The organism is Massilia sp. MS-15, assembly GCF_020176695.1.
Lineage (GTDB): Bacteria > Pseudomonadota > Gammaproteobacteria > Burkholderiales > Burkholderiaceae_D > Telluria > Telluria hydrophila.
Map to the genome: position 1 here is coordinate 129,059 of NZ_JAIWIA010000027.1, position 26,683 is coordinate 155,741.

Consider the following 26,683-nt stretch of genomic DNA (forward strand, 5'->3'; position numbering starts at 1 on the left):
ATGAACGACGGATTCTTCGGCAAGCTCCTGCGCGGCACCCTGCCGCTGCTGGTCTGGGCCGCGCACTTCGCCTTCTGCTACGGGCTGGCGGCCGCGCAGTGCACCCCGGCGATGCTGCGCGCCGGCGGCCCGGACCGGGTGCTGCCCGGGATCGCCACGGCCGTCGCGCTCGCCCTGTGCGCCTGGCTGCTGTGGCGCGAACGCGGCATCCTGCACCGCGCCCAGGACGCCGCGCTGCTCGACTGGGCGGCCGCGCTGGGCGCGCTGCTGGCCCTGGTCGGCATCGCCTGGACCGGGATGCCGCTGCTGCTGGTTTCCGGCTGCGCGTAGGGTGGGCGGGTTTCCCGCCCACGCGTTCAGCTCCGCTTGATTGGGTGGCAGCGCCGAGCATCCTACCCGCCACGCGGCGTCACGCGCCAGATCACGTTCCCGACATCGTCCGCCACCAGCAGCGCCCCCTGCCGGTCCACCGCCACCCCGACCGGCCGCCCATAGGCTTCGCCCTGCGCGCTGACGAAGCCGGACAGGATCTCGACCGGCTTCCCGGCCGGCATGCCGTCCCGGAACGGCACGAACACCACGTTGTAGCCCGACAGCGGCTTGCGGTTCCAGGAACCGTGCTGGCCGATGAAGGCCCCGTTCGCGTACTGCGCGGGCAGCAGCGTGCCGGTGTAGAAGGCCAGGCCGAGCGCGGCCACGTGGGCGCCCAGCGCGTAGTCCGGCACCAGGGCGCTCGCCACCAGGTCGGGCCGCTGCGGCTGGACGCGGGTGTCGACGTGGCGCCCATAGTAGCTGTATGGCCAGCCATAGAAGCCGCCCGCCTTCACCGAGGTCAGGTAGTCCGGCACCAGGTCGCTGCCCAGTTCATCGCGCTCGTTGACGACGGTCCACAGGGCCCCGCTGTGCGGGTTCCAGGCCAGGCCGTTCGGGTTGCGCAGGCCGGTGGCGAAGGGCCGCGTGCTGCCGCTCGCGAGGTCCACCTCGAGGATGGCGGCGCGGTCGGTTTCTTCCTGCATGCCATGTTCGGCCACGTTGCTGTTCGAACCCACGGTGGCGTACAGCCGGCGCCCGTCCGGGCTGGCGATGATGTTCTTGGTCCAGTGGTGGTTGCGCGGCCCGCCCGGCAGCGCCGCCACCGGCTGCGGCGGCGCCGTGACCTCGGTGGCGCCCGCCGTATAGGGGAAGCGCACGATGCCGTCGGTATTCGCCACGTACAAGGTATTGCCGACCAGCGCCATGCCGAAGGGCGAGTTCAGGCCGCGCAGGAAAGTGGTCCTGGTTTCCGCCACGCCGTCGCCGTCGGCGTCGCGCAGCAGGGTGATCCGGTTCGCGCTCGGCACCGCGGCGCCAGCCCTGGCCATCACCTTGCCCATCACGTAGCCGCGGATGCCCTTGCGCGCCTCGGGACGTGGCGGCGCATTGGTCTCGGCCACCAGCACGTCGCCATTGGGCAGCACGTACAGCCAGCGCGGATGGTCCAGGCCGGCCGCGAACGCGCCGACCGCCAGGCCTGCGGCTGGCCGCGGTGCGGCGCCCTGTGGCCAGCCGCGCGCGGGGGCAATGTCGACAGTGGGAACCAGGCGCCTGACCGGCGAGGCGATGGTGGGCTGGGTGCCGGTGTCGGCGCCCGGAGACAAGGTGGAGCGGTCGCCGCAGGCGGCCAGCAGCACGAGCATGGCGCCCGCCGTCAGGCGGGCCGGGAAGGCGGTGGGCATGGTCGTTCTCTCCGTGGATGGAAGACCGCGCCAGTATCGCATGCGCGCCCAGCCGGCCGCGCCGGCTGCGCGCGGCACTGCCGAACAGACGCGTCAGGCTGCCTTGCGGCGGCGCATGCCGGCCAGGCCAAGGGCGCCCAGGCCGAGCAGTGCCACCGAGGCCGGCTCCGGCACCTCGGCCGTGCCGTCCACACGCCACACGTAGTTCACGAAATTGTCACCCAGGCCGTCGGCGACGTAGGCCGAGCGTGCGGTATTGCCGCCGCCAGGTGCGTTGTAGCCGGGCGCGCCAACGTCGAGCTTGTAGTTCTCGTCGAATTCCATGCCGCTGTGCTCGCCCCAGCCGTCGTACCAGCCGGTGTGGGTGATCGTCGTGTAATCCATCGAATCCAGGATGGAAATGAAATAGTCCGACGCCGTGCCACCGAAGAGCAGGGCAGCGGCTTCGGTCGCGGAATACACGGCCGGATTGGTGCCCCAGTGCGGTCCCTGGTTGACTTTGTACGAGCCGACGAAGGTCGGTGCCGCCTGGGCAGCGAAGGAGAAGGTGGCCAGTGCCAGTGCTATAGCGAGCTTTTTCATGGAAATCCCTGTTATGTAAAAAATGTATTGACAGGGAAATAGCAAAAACAATGCCAGGATGAAAATATTGCGTTAAATCAAATAGTTAGAATTTCATGCGCGTTTACAACGTTAGTTACTGTAAAAATTTTCGACATGAAATTGTTTCAAAGAATGAAACAATCTCCTTGCCGCTTCCGGGCGCCTGGCCCTGGGTGCTGGCAAGGACCGGGTTCATGGCTGCCGGCTGCGCATCCATTCCGCAAAGCGCTGGCCAACCAGCAGATCGCCTTCATGGCTCAGGTGATTGTTATCGCGGTACATCAGGCGTCCATCGACCATGGCGTGGCACTGGTCCTTGTCGCACAGCACCTTACCCGCATCGAACCAGGCGATCTGCGGGAATTCGGCGGCCAGGCGCGCCGCGATTTCGCGGTGCTGCGCCATTTGCGCATCCCATTCGGCGCGCGGGATGGCGCACGGCACCCGGGTCGCCGACGAGGCGACGCCGGCGCGCTTGATGCAGGAACGCGGGTCGAAGCCGAGCAGCGGCACGTCGTGCATGAAGATCACCTGCTTGCCGGCCGCGAGCAGCCGGCGAAAGGTCTCGCGCGCCGCGTCCACGTAGACCTTCTGCTCGGGCACGGTGTAGAAGCGCAGGTGGGTCGAGAACACCACGGTCTTGACCGAGGGCGTGGCCAGCGCCAGCTCGAGCATCTGCTGGGTCGCCTGCTGGTAGGGATCGCCCTGCGGATCCAGGCCCCAGTACGGGTGGCGGGTGCCCAGCATCAAGAGGTTCTCGCCGATGCCGCCGTAGTACCTGGTCAGGCCGGCCACCACGTGGTAGGCATGGCTGTCGCCAACCAGGGCCACGGTCGGGTCCTTCGCCGGGTCGCCCAGCAGGCAGTATTCGTACATCGAGTCGAAGCCATAGCGCTTCTTGCAGGCCTCGGCGTTGGCGCGGTCCTCGACCAGGACCAGGGCCTTCTGGTTGGCGACGCTGTCCTCGATCGGCTTGCGGGTCGGCAGGCCGTCGTTCAGGTAGAGGTAGCCGCCGAAGGCGGCCATGCCCAGCATCAGCAGGGCAAGCACGGCCACCCGGGCACGCGCCTCGGCCCGGGTCGCGGCGGCGCGCAGCGGACGCTCGAGCACGCGCCAGGTCAGCCAGGCCAGCAGCAGCGCCGCCAGCAGCGCGCCGGCACGGATCGCGGGCGCCGGTTCGCGCGACTCGACGATCTGGGCAAACGACAGCAGCGGCCAGTGCCACAGGTACAGCGGGTAGCTGAGCAGGCCGATCCAGACCAGCAGCCGGTTCGCCAGGACATGGCGGTTGAGCCAGGCCTGGGGCCCGGCGGCGATCAGGAGCAGCGCGCCGCCGGCCGGCAGCAGCGCGCGCCAGCCCGGGAAGGGATCGTGGCGCGTGATCAGCGCCAGCCCGGCCGCGAGCAGCAGCGCCCCGCTCCAGGACAGCAGCGCCGGTGTCCATGCCGGCAGGCGCGGTCCGGCTGCGGGCCTGCCCGCACGCTTGGCCTGCAGGCAGGCCAGGCCGGCGCCCAGCAGCAGTTCCCAGGCGCGGCTGGCGGGCGAATAGAAGGTGGCGCTGGCGTCATGGCCGATGCCGCCCAGGTTGAGGGCGAACGAGGCCAGCCCCAGCCCCGCGGCCACCAGCAGCGGATCGATGCGCCGGCGCCAGGCCAGCAGCAGGAACACCGGCCACAGGATGTAGAACTGTTCCTCGATGCCCAGCGACCACAGGTGCAGCAGGGGCTTGGTCTCGGCCGCCGTGTCGAAATAGCCGACCTGGGCCCAGTAGAAAAAGTTGGCAGCGAAGCTGGCGCCGCCCACCACGTGCTTGCCGAGCTGCTGGTATTCGTCGGGGAACAGGGCCATCCAGCCGAAGGCCAGGCAGGCCGCCAGCACCAGCAACAGGGCCGGGAAGATGCGGCGGATGCGGCGCGCATAAAAGCCGGCAAAGCTGAAGCTGCCCTGCTCCAGCTCGCGCAGCAGGATGCCAGTGATCAGGAAACCGGAAATCACGAAGAACACGTCGACGCCGATGAAGCCGCCGCGCAGCCAGGCCGGGAAGGCGTGGAACAGCAGCACCGACAGCACGGCCACGGCGCGCAGGCCGTCGATGTCCGGGCGGTAGGCAGGGTGGGCGGCGGCGTGGGGGGAAGTGTGGGCCGCCGGCGCGGGCGGATCCGCGAGCGGGATCTGTTTTTCCAGTTTCATGGCTAAAGGACTCGGAGCGGCGCGACAAAGCGGACGATTTTACAGGACGAAATATGCATGGAACAATTTGACGCGTCCCAAAAGCAACAATTCACTTGCCCCGGGCAGGGCTCTTCGCACTTCCCGTTCCACGGCGTCGTGCGCTTGAGCTAGCGCAATCCTCCTCTCTAGGTCCCCGGTACATTTGCCAATGCACTTCAGCAATATTTACCCATGGAACATTCCACTTGAGGAGTCCGTATGAAAGCCTTTGCCGCCGTCCTGACCGCCGCCACCCTGAGCCTGGCGGTCCCTGCCCCCGCCGCCGCCAACAGCCTCACCGAGAAGGACGCCATCGCGATGGTCGAACGCGGGGCAGCCTTGATGAAGGCCAAGGGCAAGGATGAACTGATCAAGCGCGTGAACGCGAAGGACCCGGAGTTCGTCCAGGGCGAGCTTTACCTGAGCATGCGCGACGCCAGGACCGGCATCGCGGTGGCGCATCCGTACAATCCCTCGATCATCGGCAAGGACCTGACCGACGTGCCGGACGCCAACGGCAAGAAATACCGGCGCGAGTTCATCGACGTCGCCGCCGCCAAGGGCAAGGGCTGGGTCGACTACATGTACAAGAATCCGACCAGCGGCAAGATCGAACCGAAGACCACCTATGTGCAGCGGGTCGACGACCTGGTGCTCGAATCCGGCATCTACAAGAAATAAGCCGCCACGCCCGGAGTCAACGATGCTGAACAAACTGCGGATCGGCCCCAAACTCCTGCTGGCGCCCGGCCTCGTGCTGGCCCTGCTGACGCTGCTGTCGGCGGCCGCCTACTACGGCATGGTGCGCCAGAACGCCTCGCTGGAACACATGGTGCAGGTACGCGCCGCGCGCCTGCAGGCGGTGGCCGACGTGGCGGGCGAGGCGCGCTTCGCGCACGCCAACATCTACCAGTTGCTGGCCTGGGTCAACGGCAGCTTCGCCGCCAGCCGCCTGGCCACCCTCACCGCCGACATCAACCGCAAGCACGCCGGCATCCACACCCGGCTGGGCGAACTGGCCAGCCTGGCCGAACCTGCCGAGCGCGCCACGATCGAGGCCTCGCTGACGGCGCTGGCGGCCTACCGCAAGCTGGTCGGCGAAACCATCGAGCTGGCCCAGGTCGACCAGTCGATCGCCACCAATTCGATGCAGAAGGCCGAGAAGCAGTTCGTCGCGCTCGATAGCGAGCTGCAGCGCCTGGCCAGCCTGGAAAAGAAGCTGAGCGTGGAAGCCCATGCCGCCGCCAAGGCCGAGTTCCGCCTGCTCGGCATCAGCATGGCCGGGCTGGTGCTGCTGTCGATCGCATTGTCACTGGTGGTGACGATGCTGGTGCGGCGCGCGATGCTGGCCGACATCCGCGCCATCGCCCAGGTGGTGAACGAGCTGGCCGAAGGGCGCCTGCGCCGCGCCGGCACGCCGCCGGCCAGGCGCGACGAAATCGCCGACACCGCGCGCGCGCTCGACCACTCGATCGGCCGCCTGGATGGCGCCCTGCGCAGCATCATGGGCGCGGTGCACTCGATCGACACCGCCTCGCAGGAAATCGCCAGCGGCAACCTGGACCTGTCTACCCGCACCGAGATGCAGGCCGGCTCGCTCGAGCAGACCGCCAGCACGATGGAAGAGCTGACCACCGCCGTGAAGGGCAATGCCGACAACGCGAAGCTGGCCTCCAGCCTGGCGGCCGAGGCGGCGCAGCTGGCCGCGAACGGCGGCCAGGCGGTCGGGCGCGCGGTGGCCACCATGGATTCGATCAAGGCCAGCTCGCGCAAGATCGTCGAGATCACCGGCGTCATCGACGGCATCTCGTTCCAGACCAACCTGCTGGCCCTGAACGCCGCGGTGGAAGCGGCACGCGCCGGCGAGCAGGGTCGCGGCTTCGCGGTGGTGGCGGCCGAAGTGCGCACGCTGGCGCAGCGCTCGGCGGCGGCGGCGCGCGAGATCAAGGCCCTGATCGCCGACTCGGCCAAGATCATCGAGGACGGCAGCGCCTCGGTGAGCGAGGCCGGCGCCAGCATGGACGACATCGTCGCCTCGGTGCGCCAGGTAAACGACATCATCGGCCGCATCAGCATCGCCAGCACCGAGCAGGCCAACGGCATCGTGGAAGTGAACATGGCGATCGGGCAGATGGACGGCATGACCCAGCAGAACGCGGCGCTGGTGGAACAGGCCGCGGCGGCCGCCGAAAGCCTGCACGAGCAGACCGTCAACCTGGCCAAGGCGGTGTCGATCTTCAAGTTCGATGGCGACGCCGCAGCGTCCGCGCAGACGGACGAGGAAGAGGAAGATGAAGAAGCGGCGCAGGCGGAGGCGCACGAAGACGGCTTCCACGGCCTGCCGGAACGGCGCGCCGCGGCCAGCCCGATGCGCGCGCGTGCGGTGGCGACGCTGCCGGTCCCCGCGGGGCGCGGCAGCGGCGCCAGGCCCGCGGGCCGGCCGGCGCGAGGCTAGAACTTCACAGCTAGCGGAACGGCCGGCTGACGAAGCGCGAGCCGGCCAGCCCGAAGCGCCAGGGCACGTCGACCGCCTTCGAGATCCCGATGCGCGGCCCGGCCACCACGTCCAGCCCGGGCGCGGCCGGCAGCAGGGCGAAAGGGGGCAGCGCCAGCGCCATGCCGTTCAGGGCCCGGGTCACGCCCAGGGCCTGGCACAGCTTGCCGGGACCGGAACACAGCAGCCACGCGTCGTCGGCATCGCGGCGCTGGCGCATCAGGTCCAGCCCGGCCACCGGCTCGAGCGCGCGGATCAGGACCCCGGCGCCATGCCCTTCCTCCCGGCAGACGAAGTTCAGGCACCAGTGGATGCCGTAGGAACGGTAAACATAGGCATGGGCGGGCGGTCCGAACATCGACGCATTGCGCTCGGTGGGACCGGAAAAGGCGTGCGAGGCGGGGTCCTCGCGATCGTAGGCTTCGGTTTCGACGATGCGCCCGCCGACGCCGTCGACCAGCACCGTCACCCCGATCAGCTGGCGCGCGACCAGCTCCGCCGGCTGGGTGAAATCGATTCCCGCGATGGTCGATATTGTCGAAATGGCCATGCGCGGATTCTAGCGTGTCGCCTGAACCGGTGTCGCTTTGGTGAAATTGACACATAAGATGAATAGAGTGTCATCCCTTTTTCATTGCTTTGATGCAATATCGAGATGCCTCGGGTATAGTGGGACGCTCTTTTCGACGCCACCCAGTTCCGCGCCCATGAATACCGTCGCCGATCCCCTTCCCCAGTTCGACCAGGTCGACGCCCTGATCAAGTCGATCCGCATTCCGCCGCGTCCGAGCCTGCTGGCCGACATGCAGCGCGAACTGGCATCGGAAGACCCGTCGCCCGACGCGATCGGCAGAATCGTGGCGAGCGACGTCGGCATGTCCGGCGCGCTGCTCAAGCTGGCCAATTCGTCGATCTACGGCGGCCGGCGCAAGGCCAAGTCGATCGAGCAGGCGATCCTGTTTCTCGGCATCAACCAGGTGGCGGCCATGATGACCGGCCTGCTGGCGCGCCAGGCGATTCCCGCCAACAGCGCCTCGCTGGCCAGCTTCTGGGACACCTCGACCCGCCGCGCCCAGGCCATGGTATTCCTGGCGCGCCGCCTGCGCATCGGCGAGCCGGACGTGGTCCATACCTTCGGCCTGTTCTGCGATACCGGCGTGCCGCTCCTGATCGAGCGCTTCGCCGACTACGCGGCCACCTACGCCGCCGCCTCGCTCGAGGCCGAGCGCCCGTTCACCGCGCTGGAAGAAGAGCGCCACCAGACCAGCCACGCCGCGGTCGGCTGCCTGCTGGCGCGCAACTGGGGCCTGTCGGGCGATGTCGGCTGGGCCATCCTGCACCACCACGACGTCGGGGTGCTGGGCGACGAAGCCACGTCCGGCGCGGTGCGCTCGCTGGTCGCGCTCTCGCTGCTGGCGGAACACGCGCTGTGCCGCTACCAGGGCCATGCCGAATCGCTCGAGTGGAACAAGGGCGGCGCCGCCGCCTGCGCCTACCTCGGGCTGTCCGACGACGAGACGGCCGAACTGCTGGACGAGCTGGCGGAGGCGTTGCACGAGGAATGACGCCGCTTTGACATCGCTCCGGCACAGGCGGATACTGCCGCCTGTAAGTACGCCCCTGGAGTGAATCATGAAGCGCATCGCCGTCCTGCTGTCCCTGTCCCTGTCACTGCTTGGCGGCTGCGCCAGCGTGCAGCCCCCCGCCGCCCCGCCGCCCCTGTTCGCCGATGCGCGCTTCGCGCCGCCGTCCGAAAAGATCGGCGCCGACGACCTGTTCACCCTGAGTCCCGCCATGCGCGCCTACCTGGACAGCGCGGCGTTTACGCGCCAGCTGCGCCAGCAGGGCCAGCGCCACGGCCTGGTCAACGCGCTGTACAGCAAGACCGACCTGAAGCTCGAATACGAATCCTCGCGCACCCGCACCGCCGCCGAGACCTTCGCCGACCGTTCCGGCAACTGCCTGTCGCTGGTGATCATGACGGCGGCCTTTGCCAAGGAACTCGGGATGCCGGTGCGCTTTCGCAGCGTGGACGTGGACAGCACCTGGAGCCGCACGGCCGGCCTGTACATGGCGAGCGCGCACGTCAACATCAGCCTGGGCAGCCGGCGCGAGAGCGGCTTGCGCAGCACCGACCAGGACGACATGCTGCTGGTCGACTTCATCCCGCAGGACGAAGCCGCGCGCATCCGCGCGCGCGAGCTGGACGAGCAGGACATCGTCGCGCTCTACCTGAACAACCGCGCGGCCGAGATGCTGGTGCAGGAGCGCCTCGACGACGCCTACTGGTGGGCGCGCGCGGCCGTGGCGCAGCGCCCCGGCATGGTGCCGGCCCTGAACACCCTGGCCGTGATCTACCAGCGCCACGGCGACCTGGCCCTGGCCGAGCAGACCTTCCGCGCCGCGCTCGAGCGCGAGCCGGAAAACATGACGGTGATGCGCAACCTGCAGCCGGTGCTGGCCACGCTCGGCAAGCAGCAGGAAGCGCAGGCGCTGGCGCAGCGCATCGCCAGCATCGAGCCCTTCCCGCCCTACTACCATTTCGACAAGGGCATGGTGGCGCTGCGCGAGGGCGACTATGGCAAGGCGCGCGAGCTGCTCGAACGCGAAGTCAGGCGCGCGCCCTACAACGACGAGTTCCGCTTCTGGCTCGGGGTGGCTCACCTGCGCCTGGGCGACCTCAAGCACGCGCGCGAGCAGATCGCCAAGGCGGTCGACACCAGCACGCGCCAGGAAACGCGGCAGGTCTATTCGGCCAAGCTGGCGCATCTGCGCCGGGTAGGCGCGGCCACCGGCACCATGATCCGCTGAGCTGACGCCGGCCCAGCCCTAGAACAGGGCCGCCTGCGCCGCAGGATGTTCCTCCCGCGGCTCGGCCAGCCGACGCCACACCGCAAGCTTCTGCGCGAAGCCCAGCGCCATGTGCGCGGGCGAACTCGATGGCAGCACCAGGGTGCGGTAGCCGGCCGCCGCGAACTGCGCGGCGAACTTGCCCGCGGCCTGGCCATTGAAGCCCACCGTCGCCAGCGCCGGACACAGGCTGCGCAGGCGGTCGAAGTCGTTGGCGGCCGGCTTGCGGATGGCGGAGTCGAGGCTGCCCTCGCGCTCGCAGCCGGCCAGCACATCCCACAGGCCACAGCCGTGCGCCAGCAGGCGCGGCAGGCGTTCTTCGTAGGGCAGGCTGGCCAGGTCTTCCTTGAGCACCGCCGAGATGAGCGGCCAGAACTGGTTGCGCGGGTGCGCATAGTAGCGCCCCGCCGCGAGCGAGGCCGCGCCAGGGAAGCTGCCAAGGACGAGCACGCGCGTGTCCGGCGCGAGGACCGGGGCCAGGCCGGTCAGGATGGGGGAGGAGCTGGAAGTCGCCATGCCACGATTGTAGCGGCCACGAAAAAAGGCGGCGGGCACGGCTGCACCCGCCGCCAAGGACAGAACCGGTATCAGCGCTGGGCCAGGCCGGGGCCGGGGCCGGCATCGGGCGCCGGGTCCCAGCCCCCGCCCAGCGCCCGGACCAGGGCCACCGTCGCCAGCGCCCGCTCACCGCGCAGCTGCACCGCGCTGCGTTCGACGGCCGCCAGGTTGCGCTGCGCATCGAGCAGTTCCAGGTAGCTGGAGCGGCCCGCGTCATACAGCTTTTGCGCCAGGCTGGCCGAACGCTGCGCCGCCAGCCGCGCCGCCTCGATCTGCCCGGCCTGGCCGGACAGGATGCGCAGGCCGGCCAGGTTGTCCTCGACCTCGGCAAAGGCCGCGAGCACGCTCTGGCGGTAGGCGCCCACCGACTCTTCCAGCGCCCCTTCGCTGCGTTCCACATTGGCGCGGTTGCGCCCACCGTCGATCAGCGGCATCGTTCCCAGCAGGCCCAGCACCCAGGAACGGCTGCTCCACCTGAACACTTCCGACACGGCGCCGCCGACGCCGCCCCCGGCCGCACTGATGTTCAGCGACGGGAACATGGCGCCGCGCGCCACGCCGATGCGGGCGTTCTCCGCTTCCATCGCGCGCTGGGCGGCATGGATGTCGGGACGGCGCTCCAGCAGCGACGATGGCAGGCCGGCCGGAATCGCGGGCAGCGCCGTCGCCGCCGGGAGCGGGCTGTTGCCGGCCACGTAGCTGGACGCCGGCTTGCCCAGCAGGACCGCCAGCGCATGCTCGGCGCTGGCGCGCTGGCGCTGCAGGCCGAGCGCTTCGGCGCGGGCCGTCGCCAGTTCGGTGCGGGCACGCGACAGGTCGAATTCACCGATGTCGCCCAGGTCGAAGCGGCGCTGCGTCACCGCCACCGATTCCTCGCGCAGGCGCACGGTGCGCTCCACCGTTTCCAGTTCGGCGTCGAGGGCGCGCAGGCGGAACCAGGTCTGGGCCACGTCCGCCTGCAAGGCCAGCAGCACCGAGCGGTAGTTGGCCTCGATCGTCGCCGCATCGCTGCGGGCCGCCGACACGTTCGCCGCCACGCGGCCGAACAGGTCCACCTCGTAGCTGGCGCTGAGGCTCGCCGTGTAGCGCGTTAGCGGCTGGACCGGGGCGCCTTGCTGCATGCCGCTTTCCAGGGCCGCGGGGCGGGCCCGCTGGGCACCAATGCCGAGGCCGACCTGCGGCGCGCGCTCGCTGGCGGCGATGCCGGCGATCGCCCTCGCCTGCCTGACGCGGCTGGCCGCCACCGCCAGCTTGGCGTTGTTGGCGCCCGCTTCCTCGATCAGGGCAGTGAGCGCCGGATCCCCGAAGGCCAGCCACCACTGGCCGCGCGGCTGCTGCCCGGCCGGCTGTGCAGGCTTCCAGCGCGATGCCTCGCTGCCATCCAGTTCGGTGGGCAGCTGCGACTCGCGGAATGCCGCCGGCATCTCGATGGCCGGCTGCCGGAACTCCGGCGTGGCGCAGGCCGTCAGCAGCAGGGCGGCCAGCAGCGGGGCCACGCCCCTTGCGATCATGCTGTTCATCTCAATGCACTCCTTCCAGGTCCAGGACCGGCGCTTTCGCTACCGGCGCTTTTTTCTCGAAACGCTTGCCGAGCGTGCGCAGCAGGACGTAGAACAGCGGCGTCAGGAACAGGCCGAAGAAAGTCACGCCCAGCATGCCGGCGAACACGGCGACACCCATCGCATGGCGCATCTCGGCGCCGGCGCCGCTCGAGAACACCAGCGGCACCACACCCATGATGAAGGCGATCGAGGTCATCAGGATCGGACGCAGGCGCAGGCGCGATGCTTCCAGCGCGGCCTCGAACACGCTGCGGCCGTGGTCTTCCAGCTCGCGCGCGAATTCCACGATCAGGATCGCGTTCTTGGAGGCCAGGCCCACCAGCACGAACAGGGCGATCTGGGTGAAGATGTTGTTGTCGCCGCCGGTCAGCCTGACGCCCGCCAGCGCGCACAGGATCGACATCGGCACGATCAGGATCACCGCCAGCGGCAGGGTCCAGCTCTCGTACTGGGCGGCCAGCACCAGGAACACCAGCAGCACGCACAGCGGGAACACGTAGACCATGGTGTTACCGGCCAGGAGCTCCTGGTAGGTCAGCTCGGTCCATTCGTAGGCGATCCCCTTCGGCAGGGTTTCCCTGGCCAGCCCCTCCATGATGGCCCGGGCCTGGCCGGACGACACCCCCGGCGCCGCACCGCCGTTGATGTCGGCCGCCACGTAGTTGTTGTAGCGCTGGACGCGGTCCGGGCCATAGCTGTCCTTCAGCCGCATCAGCGAGGACAGCGGGATCATCTCGCCCCTGTCGTTGCGCACCTTCAGCTGGGCGATCTGCTCGGGCTGCGAGCGGAACTGGGCATCGGCCTGTACCCGCACCTGGTAGGTGCGGCCAAACTGGTTGAAATCGTTCACGTACAGCGAGCCCAGGTTCACCTGCAGGGTCTGGTAAATGGTGGCCAGCGGCACGCCGAGCTGCTTGGCCTTGACCCGGTCGACGTCCGCGAACAGCTGCGGCACGTTGATCTGGTAGCTCGAGAACACGCCCGCCAGCTGCGGCGTGCCCCAGGCCTTGGCCTGCAGCGCCTGCGTGGCCTTGTACAGTTCGTCGTAGCCGAGATTGCCGCGGTCTTCCAGCATCAGCTTGAAGCCGCCGGTGGTGCCCAGGCCGTTCACCGGCGGTGGCGGCAGCACCATCACGAAGGCATCCTCCACCGCGCCCATGCGCCGGTTGATCTCCGCGGCGATGGCCTCGGCCGTCTGCCCGGGTTGACCCTTGCGTTCGCTGAAGGGCTTCAGGCCGGTGAACACGATGCCGGCGTTCGGCGCATTGGTAAAGCCGTTGATCGACAGGCCCGGGAAGGCGATCGAGGATTCCACCCCCGGGATCTCCCTGGCGATGGCCGACATCTTGCGGATCACTTCATCGGTGCGGTCGAGCGAGGCGGCGTCCGGCAGCTGGGCGAAGCCGATCAGGTAGCCCTTGTCCTGGGCCGGCACGAAGCCCGGCGGCACCACCTTGAACATGAACACCGCGGCGATGCCCAGCACCAGGTAGACGCCCAGCGTCGCGCTCTTGCGGCGCAGGACGGTCCGCACGCCGCCTTCGTAGCGGTGCGAGGCGCGGCCGAAGAAGCGGTTGAAGGCGGCGAAGAAGCGGCCCAGCACCCGGTCCATGGCGCGTGTCAGGCGGTCCTTCGGAGCGTCGTGTGCTTTCAGGAGTGCGGCCGACATGGCCGGGGCAAGGGTCAGCGAAACAAAGGCCGAGATCACGGTCGAGATCGCGATGGTGAGCGCGAACTGGCGGTAGAACTGCCCGGTCAGGCCCGAGACAAAGGCGATCGGCACGAACACGGCGCACAGCACCAGGGCGATCGCGATGATCGGGCCCGAGACTTCCTTCATGGCCTGGATGGTGGCGTCATGCGGCGACAGGCCGTTGCCGATGTTGCGCTCGACGTTTTCCACCACCACGATGGCGTCGTCGACCACGATGCCGATCGCCAGCACCAGCCCGAACAGCGACAGGGTATTGATCGAGAAGCCGAACATCAGCATCACGGCGAAGGTGCCGACCACCGACACCGGCACCGCCAGCAGCGGGATGATCGAGGCGCGCCAGGTCTGCAGGAAAACGATCACGACCAGGGCCACCAGCACCACGGCTTCCAGCAAGGTCTTGATGACGGAGTCGATCGACTCGCGCACGAACTGGGTCGGATCGTACACGATGCTGTACTCGACGCCTTCCGGAAAGTCTTTCGACAAGGTTTCCATCGTGGCGCGTACATCCTGGGACAGCTGCAGCGCGTTGGCGTTCGGCGCTTCGAAAATAGGGATCGCCACCGCCGGCTTGTTGTTGAGCAGCGAGCGCAGCGCGTAGGAGCTGGAACCCATCTCGAGGCGCGCCACATCCTTCAGGCGCGTGACCGCGCCATCCTCGCCGGCCTTGACCACGATGTCGCCGAATTCCTCGACGCTGGACAGGCGGCCCTGGGTGTTGACGGTCAGCTGGAACTCGGCTTCCCTGCTCGGTCCCTGGCCGACCACGCCGGCCGCGACCTGCACGTTCTGCTCGCGGATGGCGCTGACGACGTCGCCAGCGGTCAGGCTGCGCGCCGCCACCTTCTGCGGATCGAGCCAGACCCGCATCGCGTAGTCGCCCGAGCCGAACAGCTGGACCTCGCCCATGCCATCCAGGCGCGCCAGCTGGTCCTTGATGTTGAGCACCGCGTAGTTGCGCAGGTACAGGTCGTCGTAGCGGCCGCTGGGGGAATTCAGGTGCACCACCATGGTCAGGTTCGGCGAACTCTTGACGGTGGTGACGCCGATCTGGCGCACCTCCTCCGGCAGGCGCGGCAGCGCGCGCTGCACCCGGTTCTGCACCTGGCTCTCGGCGCGGTCGATGTCGGTGCCGATCGCGAAGGTCAAGGTCAGGGCCAGGGCGCCGTCCGAGGTGTTCTGGGAGCTCATGTAGAGCATGTCCTCGATGCCGTTGATCTGCTCTTCCAGCGGCGCGGCCACGGTTTCGGCGATCACCTTGGGGTTGGCGCCCGGGTACTGGGCGCGCACCACCACCGACGGCGGCACCACCTCGGGGTACTCGGACACGGGCAGCTGGAAGATCGCGATCAGGCCGGCGACAAAGACAAGCACCGACAGCACGACCGCGAAGATCGGCTTGTCGACGAAGAAGCGGGAGAAGTTCATGTGCTTACTCCTTGGCGGCATGCAGGGCCAGCGTCGCGCCATCCCGGGCGGCAAGCGCGGCATCCATCGGTACGATCTGCGGCGTGACCGGCGCGCCGGGACGCACCCGCTGCAGGCCGCCCACGACGATCTTCTCGCCGGCTTTCAGGCCCGAGCGCACCACGCGCATGCCGTCCACCACCGGGCCAAGCTGGACCGGGCGGTACTCGGCCTTGCCGTCGCTGCCGACCACCACCACGAACTTGCGGCTCTGGTCGGTGCCCACGGCGCGGTCGTTGATCACGATGCGCGGCTCGGCCACGCCGCTGCCCACCTGCACGCGGACGAACAGGCCGGGCGCCAGCGCGCGCTCCGGATTGGCCAGTACGGCGCGCATGCGCACGCTGCCGGTGCGGGCATCGAGCTGGTTGTCGACGAATTCGAGCTTGCCTGCATGCGGGAAGCCTTCTTCGTTGACCAGGCCCACCTTCACCACCGCGTCCCGGTCGCGCCGGGCGCCGACGCGCAGGTAGGTCTGTTCGTCGCCGTCGAAGCTGGCGTAGATGCGGTCCAGCGAGACCACCGAGGTGAGCACGGCGCTGGCGTCGACCAGGTTGCCGAGGGTGATCTCGGCCTTCGAGACGCGGCCATCGATCGGCGCGGTGACGCGGGTATAGGCCAGGTTCAGGCGCGCCGCCTCGTGCTGGGCCTGGGCGGCGCGGGCGCTGGCCTCGAGTTCCTTGTGGGCGGCCGCCTTTTCGTCGAACTCGCGCTGGGCGATGGCCTTGTCTTCCAGCAGGCGTTCGGCGCGCTGCAGTTCCAGGCGCGCCAGGTCGGCGCGGGCGCGGGCCGCGCCGGCGGCGGCGCCGGCACGGTCGGCTTCGGCCTGGTAGGGGCGCGGGTCGATCGTGAACAGCAGCGCGCCCTTCTTCACGTCGGCACCAGGGCGGAAATGGACGGCGGTGATGTAGCCGCTCACGCGCGGCCGGATCTCGACCACCTCCACCGCTTCCAGGCGGCCCGAGAATTCCTGGGTCTCGGCGACCGGCTTCTCGATCACCAGCGCGGCCGATACCGGCGGCGGCGGCGGTGCGGCGGCGCCGGCCTGGCTGTTGGCGTCGGCGCAGCCGGCAAGCACCGTACCGGCCAGGCCGGCGGCGGCGAGCAGGCCGGCGAGTGTCGTGAGACTGCCCATCCTGTGTAGTTGCTTAATCATGATCAACCTTTCTTATGTGTGTACAAACTGAAGAGACAAAACGATCCCTGTCGCCGCCGGGCAGGAGCCGGAGAGAGGCAAAAGGGGACCCGTCCACGCGCGGAGGGCGTGGCTGGCGGGTGACGTGGAATTCAGGCGCCGCTCAGCGCGGTACGCGGGTAGCGGTCAACAGCGCTGGCGGCGGTCGGCAAGTGCTCGGTGCATGGCTCACCTCTTTCGTGGAACATCCCTCACGTCGCCGTAGCGACGGTTTTTGGGAAAAACGGGGCCTCCCTCCGTGCGCGTGGCACGGCGGTGTCCAGGAAGCAGGCTGGGTTACCGGGCGCTCAGCGCTCCAGTCCCGCAAGGAAGCTGGCAATCTCCGCCAGCGCGTGCACCTTGCATGCACATTCGTTGCGTCCACCCGGTTCCACCAGGGGCGCCGGCGGCATGCGCCGCACCGTGGTGGGTACCCCGGCGCCGATCAGCTTCGCACCGTATTGTTCGGCCTCGTCGCACAATGGGTCGTCTTCGGTGGACAGGATCAGGCAGGGCGGCAGGTTCTTCAGGCGTGTCGAGCGCAGCGGCGAGGCGTAGGGATGGGCGCGGTCGGCGGCATGCGGCAGGTAGCCGCGGTAGGCCTCGGCGCAGCTGCTGGTGACTTTTTCGCGGTCCGGACAATCGTTCATCTGGCGCATCGAGCAGGTCGAGAGGCCGGGGTCGAGCATCGGCATGACCAGGATTTGGCCGGCCAGCTTCGGCGCGGCGCGGTCGCGCGCCATCAGGGCGCAGACGGCGGCCAGGTTGGCGCCGGCCTCGATGCCCATCACCACCAGGCGCTTGCCGGACCAGCCCAGCTTCGCCTTGTTCTTCGTGGTCCACAGCAGCACGGCGTGCGCGTCTTCGACCGCGGCCGGGAAGGGGCTCACCGTCGCCAGCGTGTAGTTCGAGGCCAGCACGGCGCGCTCCTGGCTGCACAGGGCCAGGTGACGCAGGAATTCGTCCGCTTCCTGCAGGTCGCCGGACACAAAGCCGCCGCCATGGAAGAACACCACCAGGGTGTCGCGCCGGACCGGCGTGCCGGCCGAATACAGGCGCGCGGCCAGGGCGCCCTGGGCGCCGGCGACTTCCAGTTCGCGCACGTTCACGTCGGCGCTGCCGGCTGCCGCCGTGGCGGGCGCGCGTTCCAGCACCGCGCTCATCGCCCTGCTCCCGTGCCGGCCGCGGCCAGGCGGCGGTCCGTGTCGTCCTCGCCGGAGAGGCATGCGCGGCAATCCAGCACCGGTTGCGCCTCGATCTGCAGCGAGAGCGCCTGCAGGCCGCGCGCCTCGGCGCTGGCAGCCTGCGAGTAGGCGTCAGTGCCCAGCAGGCCCGCCAGTGCGACACCGCTCAGGGCAACAGCCACCGTGGTATAGATTCCATCCCGCATGCTCATGTCCGGCTCCGTGTGTTTTCACTTTTTGTTGCGATGCACACACTATAGTCTTCAACTACAATCAGATAAAGATGTCAATAACGAATTGATTGTTCAGAACCCTGAACAATCAGCCAAACCAGGAGATCCTTATGAACAAGCTGCAGGCCATGGAGGTGTTCATCCAGGTCGTCGACTGCGGCAGCTTCACGCGGGCAGCCGAGATGCTCGACCTGCCCAAGGCCACGGTCTCGACGCTGATCCAGTCGCTCGAGTCGGCGCTGGCGGTCAAGCTGCTGCACCGGACCACGCGCCAGGTGATGATCACCTCCGACGGCGCCGCCTACTACGAGCGCTGCGTGCAGATCCTGTCCGACGTGCGCGACGCCGAGGAATCGCTGTCGCGCCACCGCCTGAGCCCCAGCGGCCGGCTGCGGGTGGACACGCCGACCGGGCTGTCCTCGGAGATCCTGGTGCCAGCCCTGCCCGGCTTCTTCGAGCGCTATCCCGACATCACGCTGGAGCTGGGCAGCACCGACCGCCCGGTCGACCTGGTCGAGGAAGGCGTGGACTGCGCGGTGCGCGGCGGCGAGCTGGTGGATCCGAACCTGATCGCGCGCCGCATCGGCGTGATCAACTTCGTGACCTGCGCCTCGCCGGACTACATCGCGCGCTACGGGATGCCCCAGCATCCGCGCGACCTGGAGCGCCACCGCTGCGTGAACTACTTCTCGGCCCGGACCGGCAAGATCGCCAAGTGGGACTTCACCCGCGACGGCGAGCGCATCGAGGTCGCCCTGGCCGGCCAGATCGCGCTCAACGATTCGAACGCCTACGTGCACGCCGGGCTGGCCGGACTGGGCATCATCATGATGACGGACTACCTGCTGGCCGGGCACATCGCGGCCGGCCGCATCGTGCCGGTGCTGCCGGAATGGCGCATGGACCCGCTGCCGGTGCATGTGGTCTATCCGCAGAACCGCCACCTGTCGGCCAAGGTGCGCGTGTTCGTGGAGTGGATTTCCGAGCTGTTCGCCAATCATCCGCACCTGCGCCTGCAGGCGCCCCGGCCGCTGGCGCACGCCGCGCAAACGGCGGCGCAGGCGGTGTAGAATCGCTGCACTTCGCCCGATCCTGAGCCACCGGAGACCGCCATGGACCACAGCCCGGAATTCCACCAGCGCGCACGCGCCATCGACGCCCTGCTGGCGCGCTACGCCGAGAGCCACCGCAACCACACCAACGAGATCATCCACTTCGTGTGCATCCCGCTGATCGTCCTCAGCCTGCTCGGCCTGCTGTGGGCGATCCACCCGGCACTGGCGGTGGCGGTCACGCTCGCTTCGCTCTACTACTACGCTAGGCTGTCGCGCCAGTTCGCGCTCGGCATGGGCGTGATGAGCGCCCTGATGCTGGGCCTCCTGGCGCTGATGCCGCCCATGACCGTGCTGCCGGTGTCGATCGCGGTCTTCGTGGTGGCCTGGATCGGGCAGTTCATCGGGCACAAGATCGAAGGGAAGAAGCCGTCCTTCTTCGAAGACCTGCGCTTCCTGCTCATTGGGCCGCTGTTCGTGCTGTCCTTCCTGTATCGCCGGCTGAATCTCGCTTACTGACGTCGCGTGGGCGGGAACCCGTCCACGCGACGAAAACGATCAGCAGCGGGCTGCACGAATACACGCGAACACGTATACTCGCGCGATGCCCTCTTCCTTCCTGTTCACCGTCGCGTCCCTGATCTGGGGTTCGACTTTCTTCGCCATCACCCTGCAGCTGGGCGAAGTGCCGCCCGCCGTCTCGGTGGCCTACCGCTTCTTCCTGGCCGCGGCCACGCTGTTCGTCATCTGCCTGCTGCGGCGCGACCGCCTGCGCCTGCCGCTGCGCACCCACGGCTGGATGGCGCTGCAGGGCCTGCTCACCTTCTGCATCTCCTACCTGTGTACCTATCAGTCCGAACAGTACGTGGTCTCGGGCCTGGTAGCGGTGGTGTTCGCGCTAATGGTGTTCTGGACCCCACTGCTGAGCAGCCTGTTCTTCGGCACCGCCATCGGCCGCCGTACGGTGGCTTGCGGCGTGGTGGCGATCGCCGGCGTGGCGCTGCTGTTCTGGCATTCGATCGGCAGCGCCTGGCACGACTTCCAGGCCGGCGGCAGTCCCGCCTTCATCGCCGGCGTGGTGCTGGCGCTGGCGGCCACCCTCGCCAGTTCGGCCGGCAGCATCGTGGTCAGCAAGGTGAAGGAACAGTGCGAGAACCTGCCGCTGACCATGGCCTGGTCGATGCTGTGGGGCGCTTGTATGGTGACCATCTGGTCGCTGGCGCACGGCGACCGCTTCGTGCTGCCGTCCAGCCCGACCTACTGGGCCGGCCTGGTCTACCTGTCGATCTTCGGCTCGGTGATCGCCTTCTTCGCCTACTTCACCCTGATCGGGCGCATCGGCGCCCAGAAGACCGTGTATATCGGCGTCATCACGCCGGTGCTGTCGGTGCTGCTGTCGATCAAGCTCGAAGGCTACCGCCCCGGCGCCATCGAATTCGCCGGCATGGTGCTGTGCCTGGCCAGCGTGGCCTGGGCCCTGCGCGCGCCGGCGGCCAAACCCGTGCAATCCGTTACCTTGAACAATCCACTCGAAACACCATGACCACTTTCTCGATCCGCCCCGCCCAGCCGCACGATATCGCCCCCATCCACGCCATGATCGTGGAGCTGGCCGTGTTTGAAAAACTCGAACACCTGGTGGTGGCCACCGAAGCGCTGCTGCACGAAGGCCTGTTTGGCGCGCACCCCTCGTGCGAGGCCATCGTGGGCGAGGAGGACGGCGAGGTGGTCTGCTTCGCCCTGTTCTTCCATAACTTCTCGACCTTCCTCACCAGGAAGGGCCTGTACCTGGAAGACCTGTATGTGCGCCAGTCGCACCGTGGCAAGGGCTACGGCACGCGGATGCTGACCCGCCTGGCCCAGATCGCCGTCGAGCGCAACTGCGGCCGCTTCGAATGGTCGGTGCTGGACTGGAACGCGCCGGCGATCGGCTTCTACCAGCAGATGGGTGCCGAGGTCTTGCCCGACTGGCGCATCTGCCGCGTCACTGGCGACGGGCTGCGCGCGCTGGCCGAACGCCCGGCCTGAACCGGCGCAAGCGCCGCACAAAGAAAAACCCACGGGCCGCGAGGCGCCGTGGGCGAACCCATTTTGGCAATGGGGAGGGGAGAAGGTGAAGCACTCATTTGCACTATACGGGCCGATCCTTAACGATCCATTAAGGCGATCATTCCCCAGCCAGGATTTCGTGACTTGATAAACGTCAAGGAAATGACTTGATACAGGATGCCGCACGCACGATGCCACCATTGACCACCGTGCGGCAGGGATTGGAGCCCATGGCGTAGGCCAGGTCGGCCGGGCGCGCAATGTCCCACAGGGCCAGGTCGGCCCGCTTCCCGACTTCCAGCGTGCCGATCTCGCCATGCAGGCCGAGCGCGCGCGCGGCGTGGACCGTCGCGCCGGCCAGCGCTTCCTGCGGGGTCAAACGCCACAGGGTGCAGGCCATGTTCATCGCCAGCAGCAGCGAGGTCATGGGCGACGTGCCGGGATTGCAGTCGGTGGCCACCGCCATCGGCACCCCGGCGGCGCGCAGCGCGGCGACCGGCGGTTCGGTCTTCTCGCGCAGGAAGTAGTAGGCGCCCGGCAGCAGCACCGCCACCGTGCCGGCGCGCGCCATCGCGGCGATGCCGGCCTGGCCCAGGTATTCGAGGTGGTCGGCCGACAGGCCGCCATAGCGCGCCGCCAGCGCGGCGCCGCCCTGGTCCGACAGCTGTTCGGCATGCAGCTTGACCGGCAGCCCGAGCCCGCGCGCGGCCTGGAACACACGCTCGGTCTGGTCGTGGGTGAAGCCGATCCGCTCGCAGAAGGCATCCACCGCATCGACCAGGCCTTCGGCGGCCAGGCGCGGCAGCATGCGCTCGCACAGTTCGGTCACATAGTCGTCGGGGCGGCCGGCGAATTCCGGCGGCAGCGCGTGGGCGCCGAGGAAGGTGGTCAGCACCCGCACCGGCAGGTGATCGGCCACCGCGCGCGCCGCGCGCAGCATGCGCGCCTCGGCCTCGAAGGCCAGGCCGTAGCCGGACTTGATCTCGAGCGTGGTCACGCCCTCGCCCAGCAGCCGCGCCACGCGCGGCAGGCTTTGCGCCAGCAGGCTTTCCACGCTCGCCGCGCGGGTGGCGCGCACGGTGGACATGATGCCGCCGCCCGCGCGCGCGATGTCTTCGTAGCTGGCGCCGTTCAGGCGCGCTTCCCATTCATCGCTGCGGTTGCCGGCATGGACGATGTGGGTATGGCAGTCGACCAGGCCCGGGGTCATCCAGGCGCCGCCGCAATCATGCTCGGCGCGTGCCGGCGGCGCCTCGCGGCGCGCGCCGAGCCAGGCGATACGGCCGGCGCGCACGGCCAGCGCGGCGTCTTCCAGCGCACCGTAGCCATCGGCGGCACCGGGCGCCATCGTGGCCAGGCGCAGGTTGGTGAACAGCAGGTCGGCCGTCTCACTCATAGGCGGCTTGCTCGTCCTCGTCCGCGTGGTACCAGATGTCCACGATGTAGACCATGCCCTGCCCCGCTTCCAGCTGCCACACCGAGCCCGCCTCGAGTATCACCGCGTCGTAGCGCACCAGGCCGATGCGCTCCTGCTCGTTGCTCAGTTCCAGGGTGTCGCCCTGGGCCAGGAACAGCACGGTCACGTCGGCGCGCGCCACGAACGTGGCGTCGCCCTCCAGGCGGCGGCGGCCGAAGGTGTGGTAGCAGACCTCGCTGCGCGTCATGGCGTTGAAGTCGGTGCTGCCGCCGCGGCTGAGCTTTGCCAGCACGGTCGAACTGCCGTCGAAGGCCACCACCGGCTCGGCCTCGGTCACCATGGCCGGCTCGCCGTCGATCTCGAGCAGCATGCCGTGGCCCTCGACCAGGGCCAGGGTGCGGTCCACGCCGGGGAACAGCGAGAACGCACCATCCTTCTCGATGGTGGCCAGGCTGACGCGCCAGTCGAAGTCCTCGAAACCGGCATCCTGCGGGCCGATCGCAATTTCGGTCGTGCTGCCGCCGCCGTTCTTCCATGGTACCGGCGACAGTCCTGCAAACGGGATCAGTACGGTCATTGGCCTACCTCGCTAGGTTCGCGCAATTCGCGCAATTCACGCAATTCACTCATGGCCTGGCGGTAGCGCTGCGCGATCGCATCCTGCGCCACGTGGCGGCCGCCCTGCACCACCCAGCGTCCGCCGCACAGCACGTCGCGCACCAGGTTGTCGTTCCCGCAGAACAGGAAGCGGCCGAGGACATCCGCCTCCGCTACCCCGTCCAGGTTCGGATGGGCCCCGTCCAGCACCAGGAGGTCGGCGCGCATGCCTTCGGCCAGCGCCCCCAGCCTGCGTCCGGCCGCCTGCGCGCCGCCGCGCAGCGCGGCCTGCCACAGGTACTGGCCGACGTCGCGCTGGCCGCTGCCCACCGGCCCCACCGCGATGTTGCGGCGCTGGTGCAGCAGGCGCTGGCCATATTCGAGCCAGCGCAGTTCCTCGACCGGGCTGTGCGACACGTGGCTGTCGCTGCCGATGCCGAAGCGTCCGCCCGCCTCGAGATAGGGCTGCAGCGGGAACAGGCCGTCGCCCAGGTTGGCCTCGGTGCTCGGGCACAGGCCGGCCACGGCGCCGCTGCGCGCGAGCGCCTCGACTTCACGCTCGCTCAGGTGGGTCGCGTGCACCAGGCACCAGCGTGTGTCGACGGCAAGCTGTTCCATCAGGTACTCGACCGGGCGCCGGCCGCAGAACGCGAGGCTCTGCTCGACCTCGGGCTGCTGCTCGGCGATGTGGATGTGCAAGGGCCGGCCGGGCGGCATCGCGGCCGCCAGCGCGCGCACCTGGTCGATGCTGGCCGCGCGCAGCGAGTGCGGCGCGGCGCCCACCTCGAGCTGCGGCCCGCGCAGCGGCTGCAGCGCCTCGACGATGCCGAGCACGTCGTCGACGCCGGTCCGGAAGCGGCGCTGCTCCGGCCGCAGCGGCTGTTCGCCGAAGCCGGCGTGGCTGTACAGCACCGGCAGCAGGGTCAGGCCCATGCCGGTGGCCTGGCCGGCCGCCGCGATGCGCTCGGCGGTTTCGGCCGGGCGGGCGTAGCTGTTGCCGTCGGGACCGCGCTGCAGGTAGTGGAATTCGCACAGGGCCGTATAGCCGTGGCGCAGGCACTCGGCGAACAGCTGGGACGCGATGGCTTCGATCTGTTCCGGAGTGATGCGCGCGGCGAAGCGGTACATCAGGTCGCGCCAGGTCCAGAAGCTGTCCGGACCACGGGCCGGATCATCCGCGGCGCGCTCGGTCAGGCCGCCGAGGGCGCGCTGGAAGGCGTGCGAATGCAGGTTGACCATGCCCGGCAGGACGTAGTCGGCGCGCGCCACGCCCAGCGGCGGGGCGGCCTGGGGCGCGACCCGGGTCAGGTCGCCATGGACGTCCCACTCGAGCAGCACGTCCCGCTGCCAGCCCTGCGGCAGCAGTGCATGGCGTGCGAACAGGGCTCTCATGCGCGCTCCCCGCGTACCCACGCCACCGCGGCGGCGCTCATGTCCGCCAGCAGCGGCTGCACCTCGGCCGCCACCTCCGGGCGGTAGTCGAAGGGCGCCGCCTCGTTCATGTACAGGCACTGGCACATCTCGAGCTGGATCGCATGCACGCCCTGGCCCGGCTGGCCGTAGTGGCGCGTGATGTGGCCGCCCTTGAAGCGGCCGTTGACGGCGATGCTGAAACGGTCCTGGGCGCGCGCCACGCCCACCACCGCCTGTTCCAGCCCCGGCGCGCACGACTTGCCGTCGGCGGTGCCGAAGTTCAGGTCGGGCAGGCGCCCCTCGAAGAAGCGCGGCACGCGCGATGCGATGGAATGGGCATCCCACAGCACGACGCGGCCGAATTCGGCCTTCAGTCGCGCCAGCTCGGCACGCAGCTGCGCGTGGTAGGGCATCCAGTAGCGCTCCAGGCGGCGCCGCACTTCCGCTTCGTCAGGCGCCCGGCCCGGCAGGTAGAGGCGCTCGCGGCCGAAGGTGTCGACCGGGCACAGGCCGGTGGTGTCCATGCCCGGGTACAGGTTGGTGTTCTCCGGCGGGCGGTTCAGGTCGATCAGGTAGCGCGACCAGCGCGCCGAGATGGTGGACACCCCCATCTCTTCCAGAAAACCGTACAGTTCGGGCAGGTGCCAGTCGGTGTCGGCGCGCGCGCGCGCGCAGGGCGCCATCGCGCTTGCCACCTCGTCCGGGATGTCGGTGCCCGCGTGCGGCATCGACACGAGCATGGGGAGCCTGCCTGCCTTGAACCGGAAATCCATTGCCTCTCCTGATAGGTAAGTACGATGCTTAAGGGTGCAGTACGGTGAACAGTTCCTTGATTGATGCGGACAGCTCGCCGTTCACCACCATCACGCGCGCGGCCTCGATGTCGGGCGCGAAGAAGCGGTCCGCGTCATACGGCGCCACCCGCCCGCGCAGCTGGGCGTGCACGTGCTCGAGGTGCTCGGAACTGCGCAGGGGGCGGTGGAATTCGATGCCCTGCGCCGCCGCCAGCAGCTCGATGCCCAGGATGACCGAGGTATTGTGCGCCATCTGGCCGAGACGGCGCGCCGCGAAGGTGGCCATGCTGACGTGGTCTTCCTGATTGGCCGAGGTCGGCAGGCTGTCGACGCTGGCCGGATGGGCCAGCGACTTGTTTTCCGAGGCCAGCGCGGCGGCCGTGACGTGGGCGATCATGAAGCCCGAGTTCAGGCCCGGCTCCTTCACCAGGAAGGCGGGAAGGCCGGACAGGTTGGCGTCGATCAGCAGCGCGATGCGGCGCTCGGACAGCGCGCCGATCTCGGCGATGGCCAGGGCCAGGGTGTCGGCCGCAAAGGCCACCGGCTCGGCGTGGAAGTTGCCGCCCGAGAGGATGACGCCGGACGCGGCGTCATCCGGCGCCCCCGGGAACAGCAGCGGGTTGTCGGTGACGGCATTCGCCTCGATCAGGAGGGTGCGGCCGGCATTCGCGATCAGGTCCATCGCGGCGCCCATCACCTGCGGCTGGCAGCGCAGGCTGTACGGGTCCTGCACGCGCTCGTCGCCCACCAGGTGCGAGGCGCGGATCGCGCTGCCCCGCACCAGCTCGCGGTAGATGCCGGCCGCGGCGATCTGGCCCGGCTGGCCGCGCACCGCGTGGATGCGGGCGTCGAAAGGCGCGTCGCTGCCGCGCGCGGCGTCCACCGACAGCGCCCCCGCCACCATGCCCGCCTCGAGCAGGCGCTCGGCCATGAACAGGCCGTGCAGGGCCAGCGCGGTCGACACTTGCGTGCCGTTGATCAGGGCCAGGCCTTCCTTGGCGGCCAGGGTGACCGGTTCGATGCCGGCGGCGGCCAGGGCGGCACTGGCCTCGACCAGTTCGCCCTGGTAACGCACCGGTCCCACGCCCAGCATGGCCAGGGTCATGTGGGCCAGCGGCGCCAGGTCGCCCGAGGCGCCCACCGAGCCCTGGCTCGGGATGGCCGGCATGATGCCCGCGTTGTACAGGGCGATCAGGGTCTCGATGATCAGGGGCCGCACGCCCGAGTAGCCGCGCGCCAGGCTGCCGATCTTGGTCAGCACGATCAGGCGCACGATGTTGTCGGCGATGAGTTCACCGGTGCCCACCGCGTGCGACAGGATCAGGTTGCGCTGCAGCGCCGCCAGCTGGTCGTTCGGGATGTGGGCCTTGGCCAGGATGCCGAAGCCGGTGTTGATGCCATAGGCCGGGTCGCCCTTGGCCGTGATGGTCTCGACCAGCGCGCAGGAGGCCTTGACGGGCTCCCAGGCGTCCGGGACGAGGCGCAGCGGCACGTGGGCGGCCCAGACGGCGCGCAGGTCGGCCAGCTGGAGCGCGCCGGGTTGCAGGGTGAGGTGGTGGTGGTGCGAGTCGTTCATGTCGAATGCTGCCTTGG

The 26,683-nt window shown here is 69.0% G+C and carries 24 protein-coding genes; 9 read left to right on the forward strand and 15 right to left on the reverse strand.

Annotated features, from left to right (window positions below; translation table 11 throughout):
* Entirely contained in the window at window positions 1-330 is a 330-nt protein-coding gene (locus LCI23_RS11820; RefSeq protein WP_224946663.1) for a hypothetical protein, read from the forward strand.
* Window positions 331-392: 62 nt separating this feature from the next.
* Here the strand turns inward: LCI23_RS11820 and LCI23_RS11825 are convergent, their stop codons facing one another.
* The 3 genes from LCI23_RS11825 to LCI23_RS11835 form a co-directional block, all read right to left on the reverse strand.
* Entirely contained in the window at window positions 393-1,715 is a 1,323-nt protein-coding gene (locus LCI23_RS11825; RefSeq protein ID WP_224946664.1) for a sorbosone dehydrogenase family protein, read from the reverse strand.
* 93 nt (window positions 1,716-1,808) lie between these two features.
* Entirely contained in the window at window positions 1,809-2,297 is a 489-nt protein-coding gene (locus LCI23_RS11830) for a PEP-CTERM sorting domain-containing protein (protein ID WP_224946665.1), read from the reverse strand.
* Between the two features lie 213 nt (window positions 2,298-2,510).
* Window positions 2,511-4,508, reverse strand: coding sequence for an acyltransferase family protein (locus tag LCI23_RS11835; protein WP_224946666.1), 1,998 nt, complete (start codon window positions 4,506-4,508; stop codon window positions 2,511-2,513).
* A gap of 240 nt (window positions 4,509-4,748) precedes the next feature.
* Between LCI23_RS11835 and LCI23_RS11840 the strand changes: the two genes are divergently transcribed.
* The gene (locus LCI23_RS11840) at window positions 4,749-5,210 is read left to right on the forward strand and encodes a cache domain-containing protein (RefSeq protein ID WP_224946667.1); all 462 of its coding nucleotides are present in this window, start codon (window positions 4,749-4,751) and stop codon (window positions 5,208-5,210) included.
* Between the two features lie 22 nt (window positions 5,211-5,232).
* Window positions 5,233-6,984, forward strand: a complete 1,752-nt coding sequence (locus LCI23_RS11845; RefSeq protein ID WP_224946668.1) for a methyl-accepting chemotaxis protein — start codon at window positions 5,233-5,235, stop codon at window positions 6,982-6,984.
* A gap of 10 nt (window positions 6,985-6,994) precedes the next feature.
* Here the strand turns inward: LCI23_RS11845 and LCI23_RS11850 are convergent, their stop codons facing one another.
* A complete protein-coding gene (locus tag LCI23_RS11850; protein WP_224946669.1) occupies window positions 6,995-7,573 on the reverse strand; it encodes a DNA-3-methyladenine glycosylase in 579 nt (192 codons plus the stop codon).
* Between the two features lie 157 nt (window positions 7,574-7,730).
* Between LCI23_RS11850 and LCI23_RS11855 the strand changes: the two genes are divergently transcribed.
* Entirely contained in the window at window positions 7,731-8,588 is an 858-nt protein-coding gene (locus LCI23_RS11855; RefSeq protein WP_224946670.1) for an HDOD domain-containing protein, read from the forward strand.
* Window positions 8,589-8,655: 67 nt separating this feature from the next.
* A complete protein-coding gene (locus LCI23_RS11860; protein WP_224946671.1) occupies window positions 8,656-9,834 on the forward strand; it encodes a tetratricopeptide repeat protein in 1,179 nt (392 codons plus the stop codon).
* An 18-nt stretch (window positions 9,835-9,852) separates the two neighbouring features.
* On the opposite strand, the gene LCI23_RS11865 is transcribed toward LCI23_RS11860, so the two are convergent.
* From LCI23_RS11865 to LCI23_RS11890, 6 genes are all read right to left on the reverse strand, one after another.
* Window positions 9,853-10,389, reverse strand: a complete 537-nt coding sequence (locus LCI23_RS11865; RefSeq protein WP_224946672.1) for a DNA-deoxyinosine glycosylase — start codon at window positions 10,387-10,389, stop codon at window positions 9,853-9,855.
* A 71-nt stretch (window positions 10,390-10,460) separates the two neighbouring features.
* Window positions 10,461-11,951 carry an efflux transporter outer membrane subunit gene (locus LCI23_RS11870; protein ID WP_224946673.1) on the reverse strand — a complete coding sequence of 497 codons (1,491 nt, stop codon included), beginning with the start codon at window positions 11,949-11,951 and terminating at the stop codon, window positions 10,461-10,463.
* A gap of 1 nt (window position 11,952) precedes the next feature.
* The gene (locus LCI23_RS11875; RefSeq protein ID WP_224946674.1) at window positions 11,953-15,138 is read right to left on the reverse strand and encodes an efflux RND transporter permease subunit; all 3,186 of its coding nucleotides are present in this window, start codon (window positions 15,136-15,138) and stop codon (window positions 11,953-11,955) included.
* 4 nt (window positions 15,139-15,142) lie between these two features.
* On the reverse strand, window positions 15,143-16,333 hold the full coding sequence (locus LCI23_RS11880; RefSeq protein ID WP_224946675.1) for an efflux RND transporter periplasmic adaptor subunit: 1,191 nt from the start codon (window positions 16,331-16,333) through the stop codon (window positions 15,143-15,145).
* A 326-nt stretch (window positions 16,334-16,659) separates the two neighbouring features.
* Window positions 16,660-17,514, reverse strand: coding sequence for an alpha/beta hydrolase (locus tag LCI23_RS11885; protein WP_224946676.1), 855 nt, complete (start codon window positions 17,512-17,514; stop codon window positions 16,660-16,662).
* Window positions 17,511-17,747, reverse strand: coding sequence for a hypothetical protein (locus LCI23_RS11890; RefSeq protein ID WP_224946677.1), 237 nt, complete (start codon window positions 17,745-17,747; stop codon window positions 17,511-17,513). Before LCI23_RS11890 ends, LCI23_RS11885 begins: the two co-directional genes overlap by 4 nt.
* Window positions 17,748-17,878: 131 nt before the next feature.
* Here LCI23_RS11890 and LCI23_RS11895 point away from each other — a divergent pair, with 131 nt between their 5' ends.
* The 4 genes from LCI23_RS11895 to LCI23_RS11910 all read left to right on the forward strand — a co-directional run bounded on the left by LCI23_RS11895 (window position 17,879) and on the right by LCI23_RS11910 (window position 20,848).
* The gene (locus LCI23_RS11895; RefSeq protein ID WP_224946678.1) at window positions 17,879-18,838 is read left to right on the forward strand and encodes a LysR family transcriptional regulator; all 960 of its coding nucleotides are present in this window, start codon (window positions 17,879-17,881) and stop codon (window positions 18,836-18,838) included.
* Window positions 18,839-18,880: 42 nt separating this feature from the next.
* Window positions 18,881-19,339 (forward strand): DUF962 domain-containing protein, encoded by a 459-nt coding sequence (locus LCI23_RS11900; protein ID WP_224946679.1) that lies wholly within the window; start codon window positions 18,881-18,883, stop codon window positions 19,337-19,339.
* 85 nt (window positions 19,340-19,424) lie between these two features.
* Complete coding sequence (locus tag LCI23_RS11905; protein WP_224946680.1) at window positions 19,425-20,363, forward strand: DMT family transporter; 939 nt, start codon at window positions 19,425-19,427, stop codon at window positions 20,361-20,363.
* The gene (locus LCI23_RS11910) at window positions 20,360-20,848 is read left to right on the forward strand and encodes a GNAT family N-acetyltransferase (RefSeq protein ID WP_224946681.1); all 489 of its coding nucleotides are present in this window, start codon (window positions 20,360-20,362) and stop codon (window positions 20,846-20,848) included. The genes LCI23_RS11905 and LCI23_RS11910 overlap by 4 nt, the downstream gene beginning before the upstream one ends.
* 175 nt (window positions 20,849-21,023) lie before the next feature.
* On the opposite strand, the gene hutI is transcribed toward LCI23_RS11910, so the two are convergent.
* The 5 genes from hutI to hutH are packed head-to-tail and all read right to left on the reverse strand — an operon-like array spanning window position 21,024 to window position 26,666.
* On the reverse strand, window positions 21,024-22,265 hold the full coding sequence (gene hutI, locus LCI23_RS11915) for an imidazolonepropionase (RefSeq protein WP_224946682.1): 1,242 nt from the start codon (window positions 22,263-22,265) through the stop codon (window positions 21,024-21,026).
* Window positions 22,258-22,863 (reverse strand): HutD family protein, encoded by a 606-nt coding sequence (locus LCI23_RS11920; RefSeq protein ID WP_224946683.1) that lies wholly within the window; start codon window positions 22,861-22,863, stop codon window positions 22,258-22,260. Before LCI23_RS11920 ends, hutI begins: the two co-directional genes overlap by 8 nt.
* Window positions 22,860-24,275, reverse strand: a complete 1,416-nt coding sequence (locus LCI23_RS11925) for a formimidoylglutamate deiminase (RefSeq protein WP_224946684.1) — start codon at window positions 24,273-24,275, stop codon at window positions 22,860-22,862. Before LCI23_RS11925 ends, LCI23_RS11920 begins: the two co-directional genes overlap by 4 nt.
* Entirely contained in the window at window positions 24,272-25,069 is a 798-nt protein-coding gene (gene hutG, locus LCI23_RS11930) for an N-formylglutamate deformylase (protein WP_224946685.1), read from the reverse strand. The genes LCI23_RS11925 and hutG overlap by 4 nt, the downstream gene beginning before the upstream one ends.
* A 28-nt stretch (window positions 25,070-25,097) precedes the next feature.
* Window positions 25,098-26,666: a histidine ammonia-lyase gene (hutH, locus tag LCI23_RS11935; RefSeq protein WP_224946686.1), complete on the reverse strand. Its 1,569-nt coding sequence runs from the start codon at window positions 26,664-26,666 to the stop codon at window positions 25,098-25,100.
* Window positions 26,667-26,683: the final 17 nt, after the last annotated feature.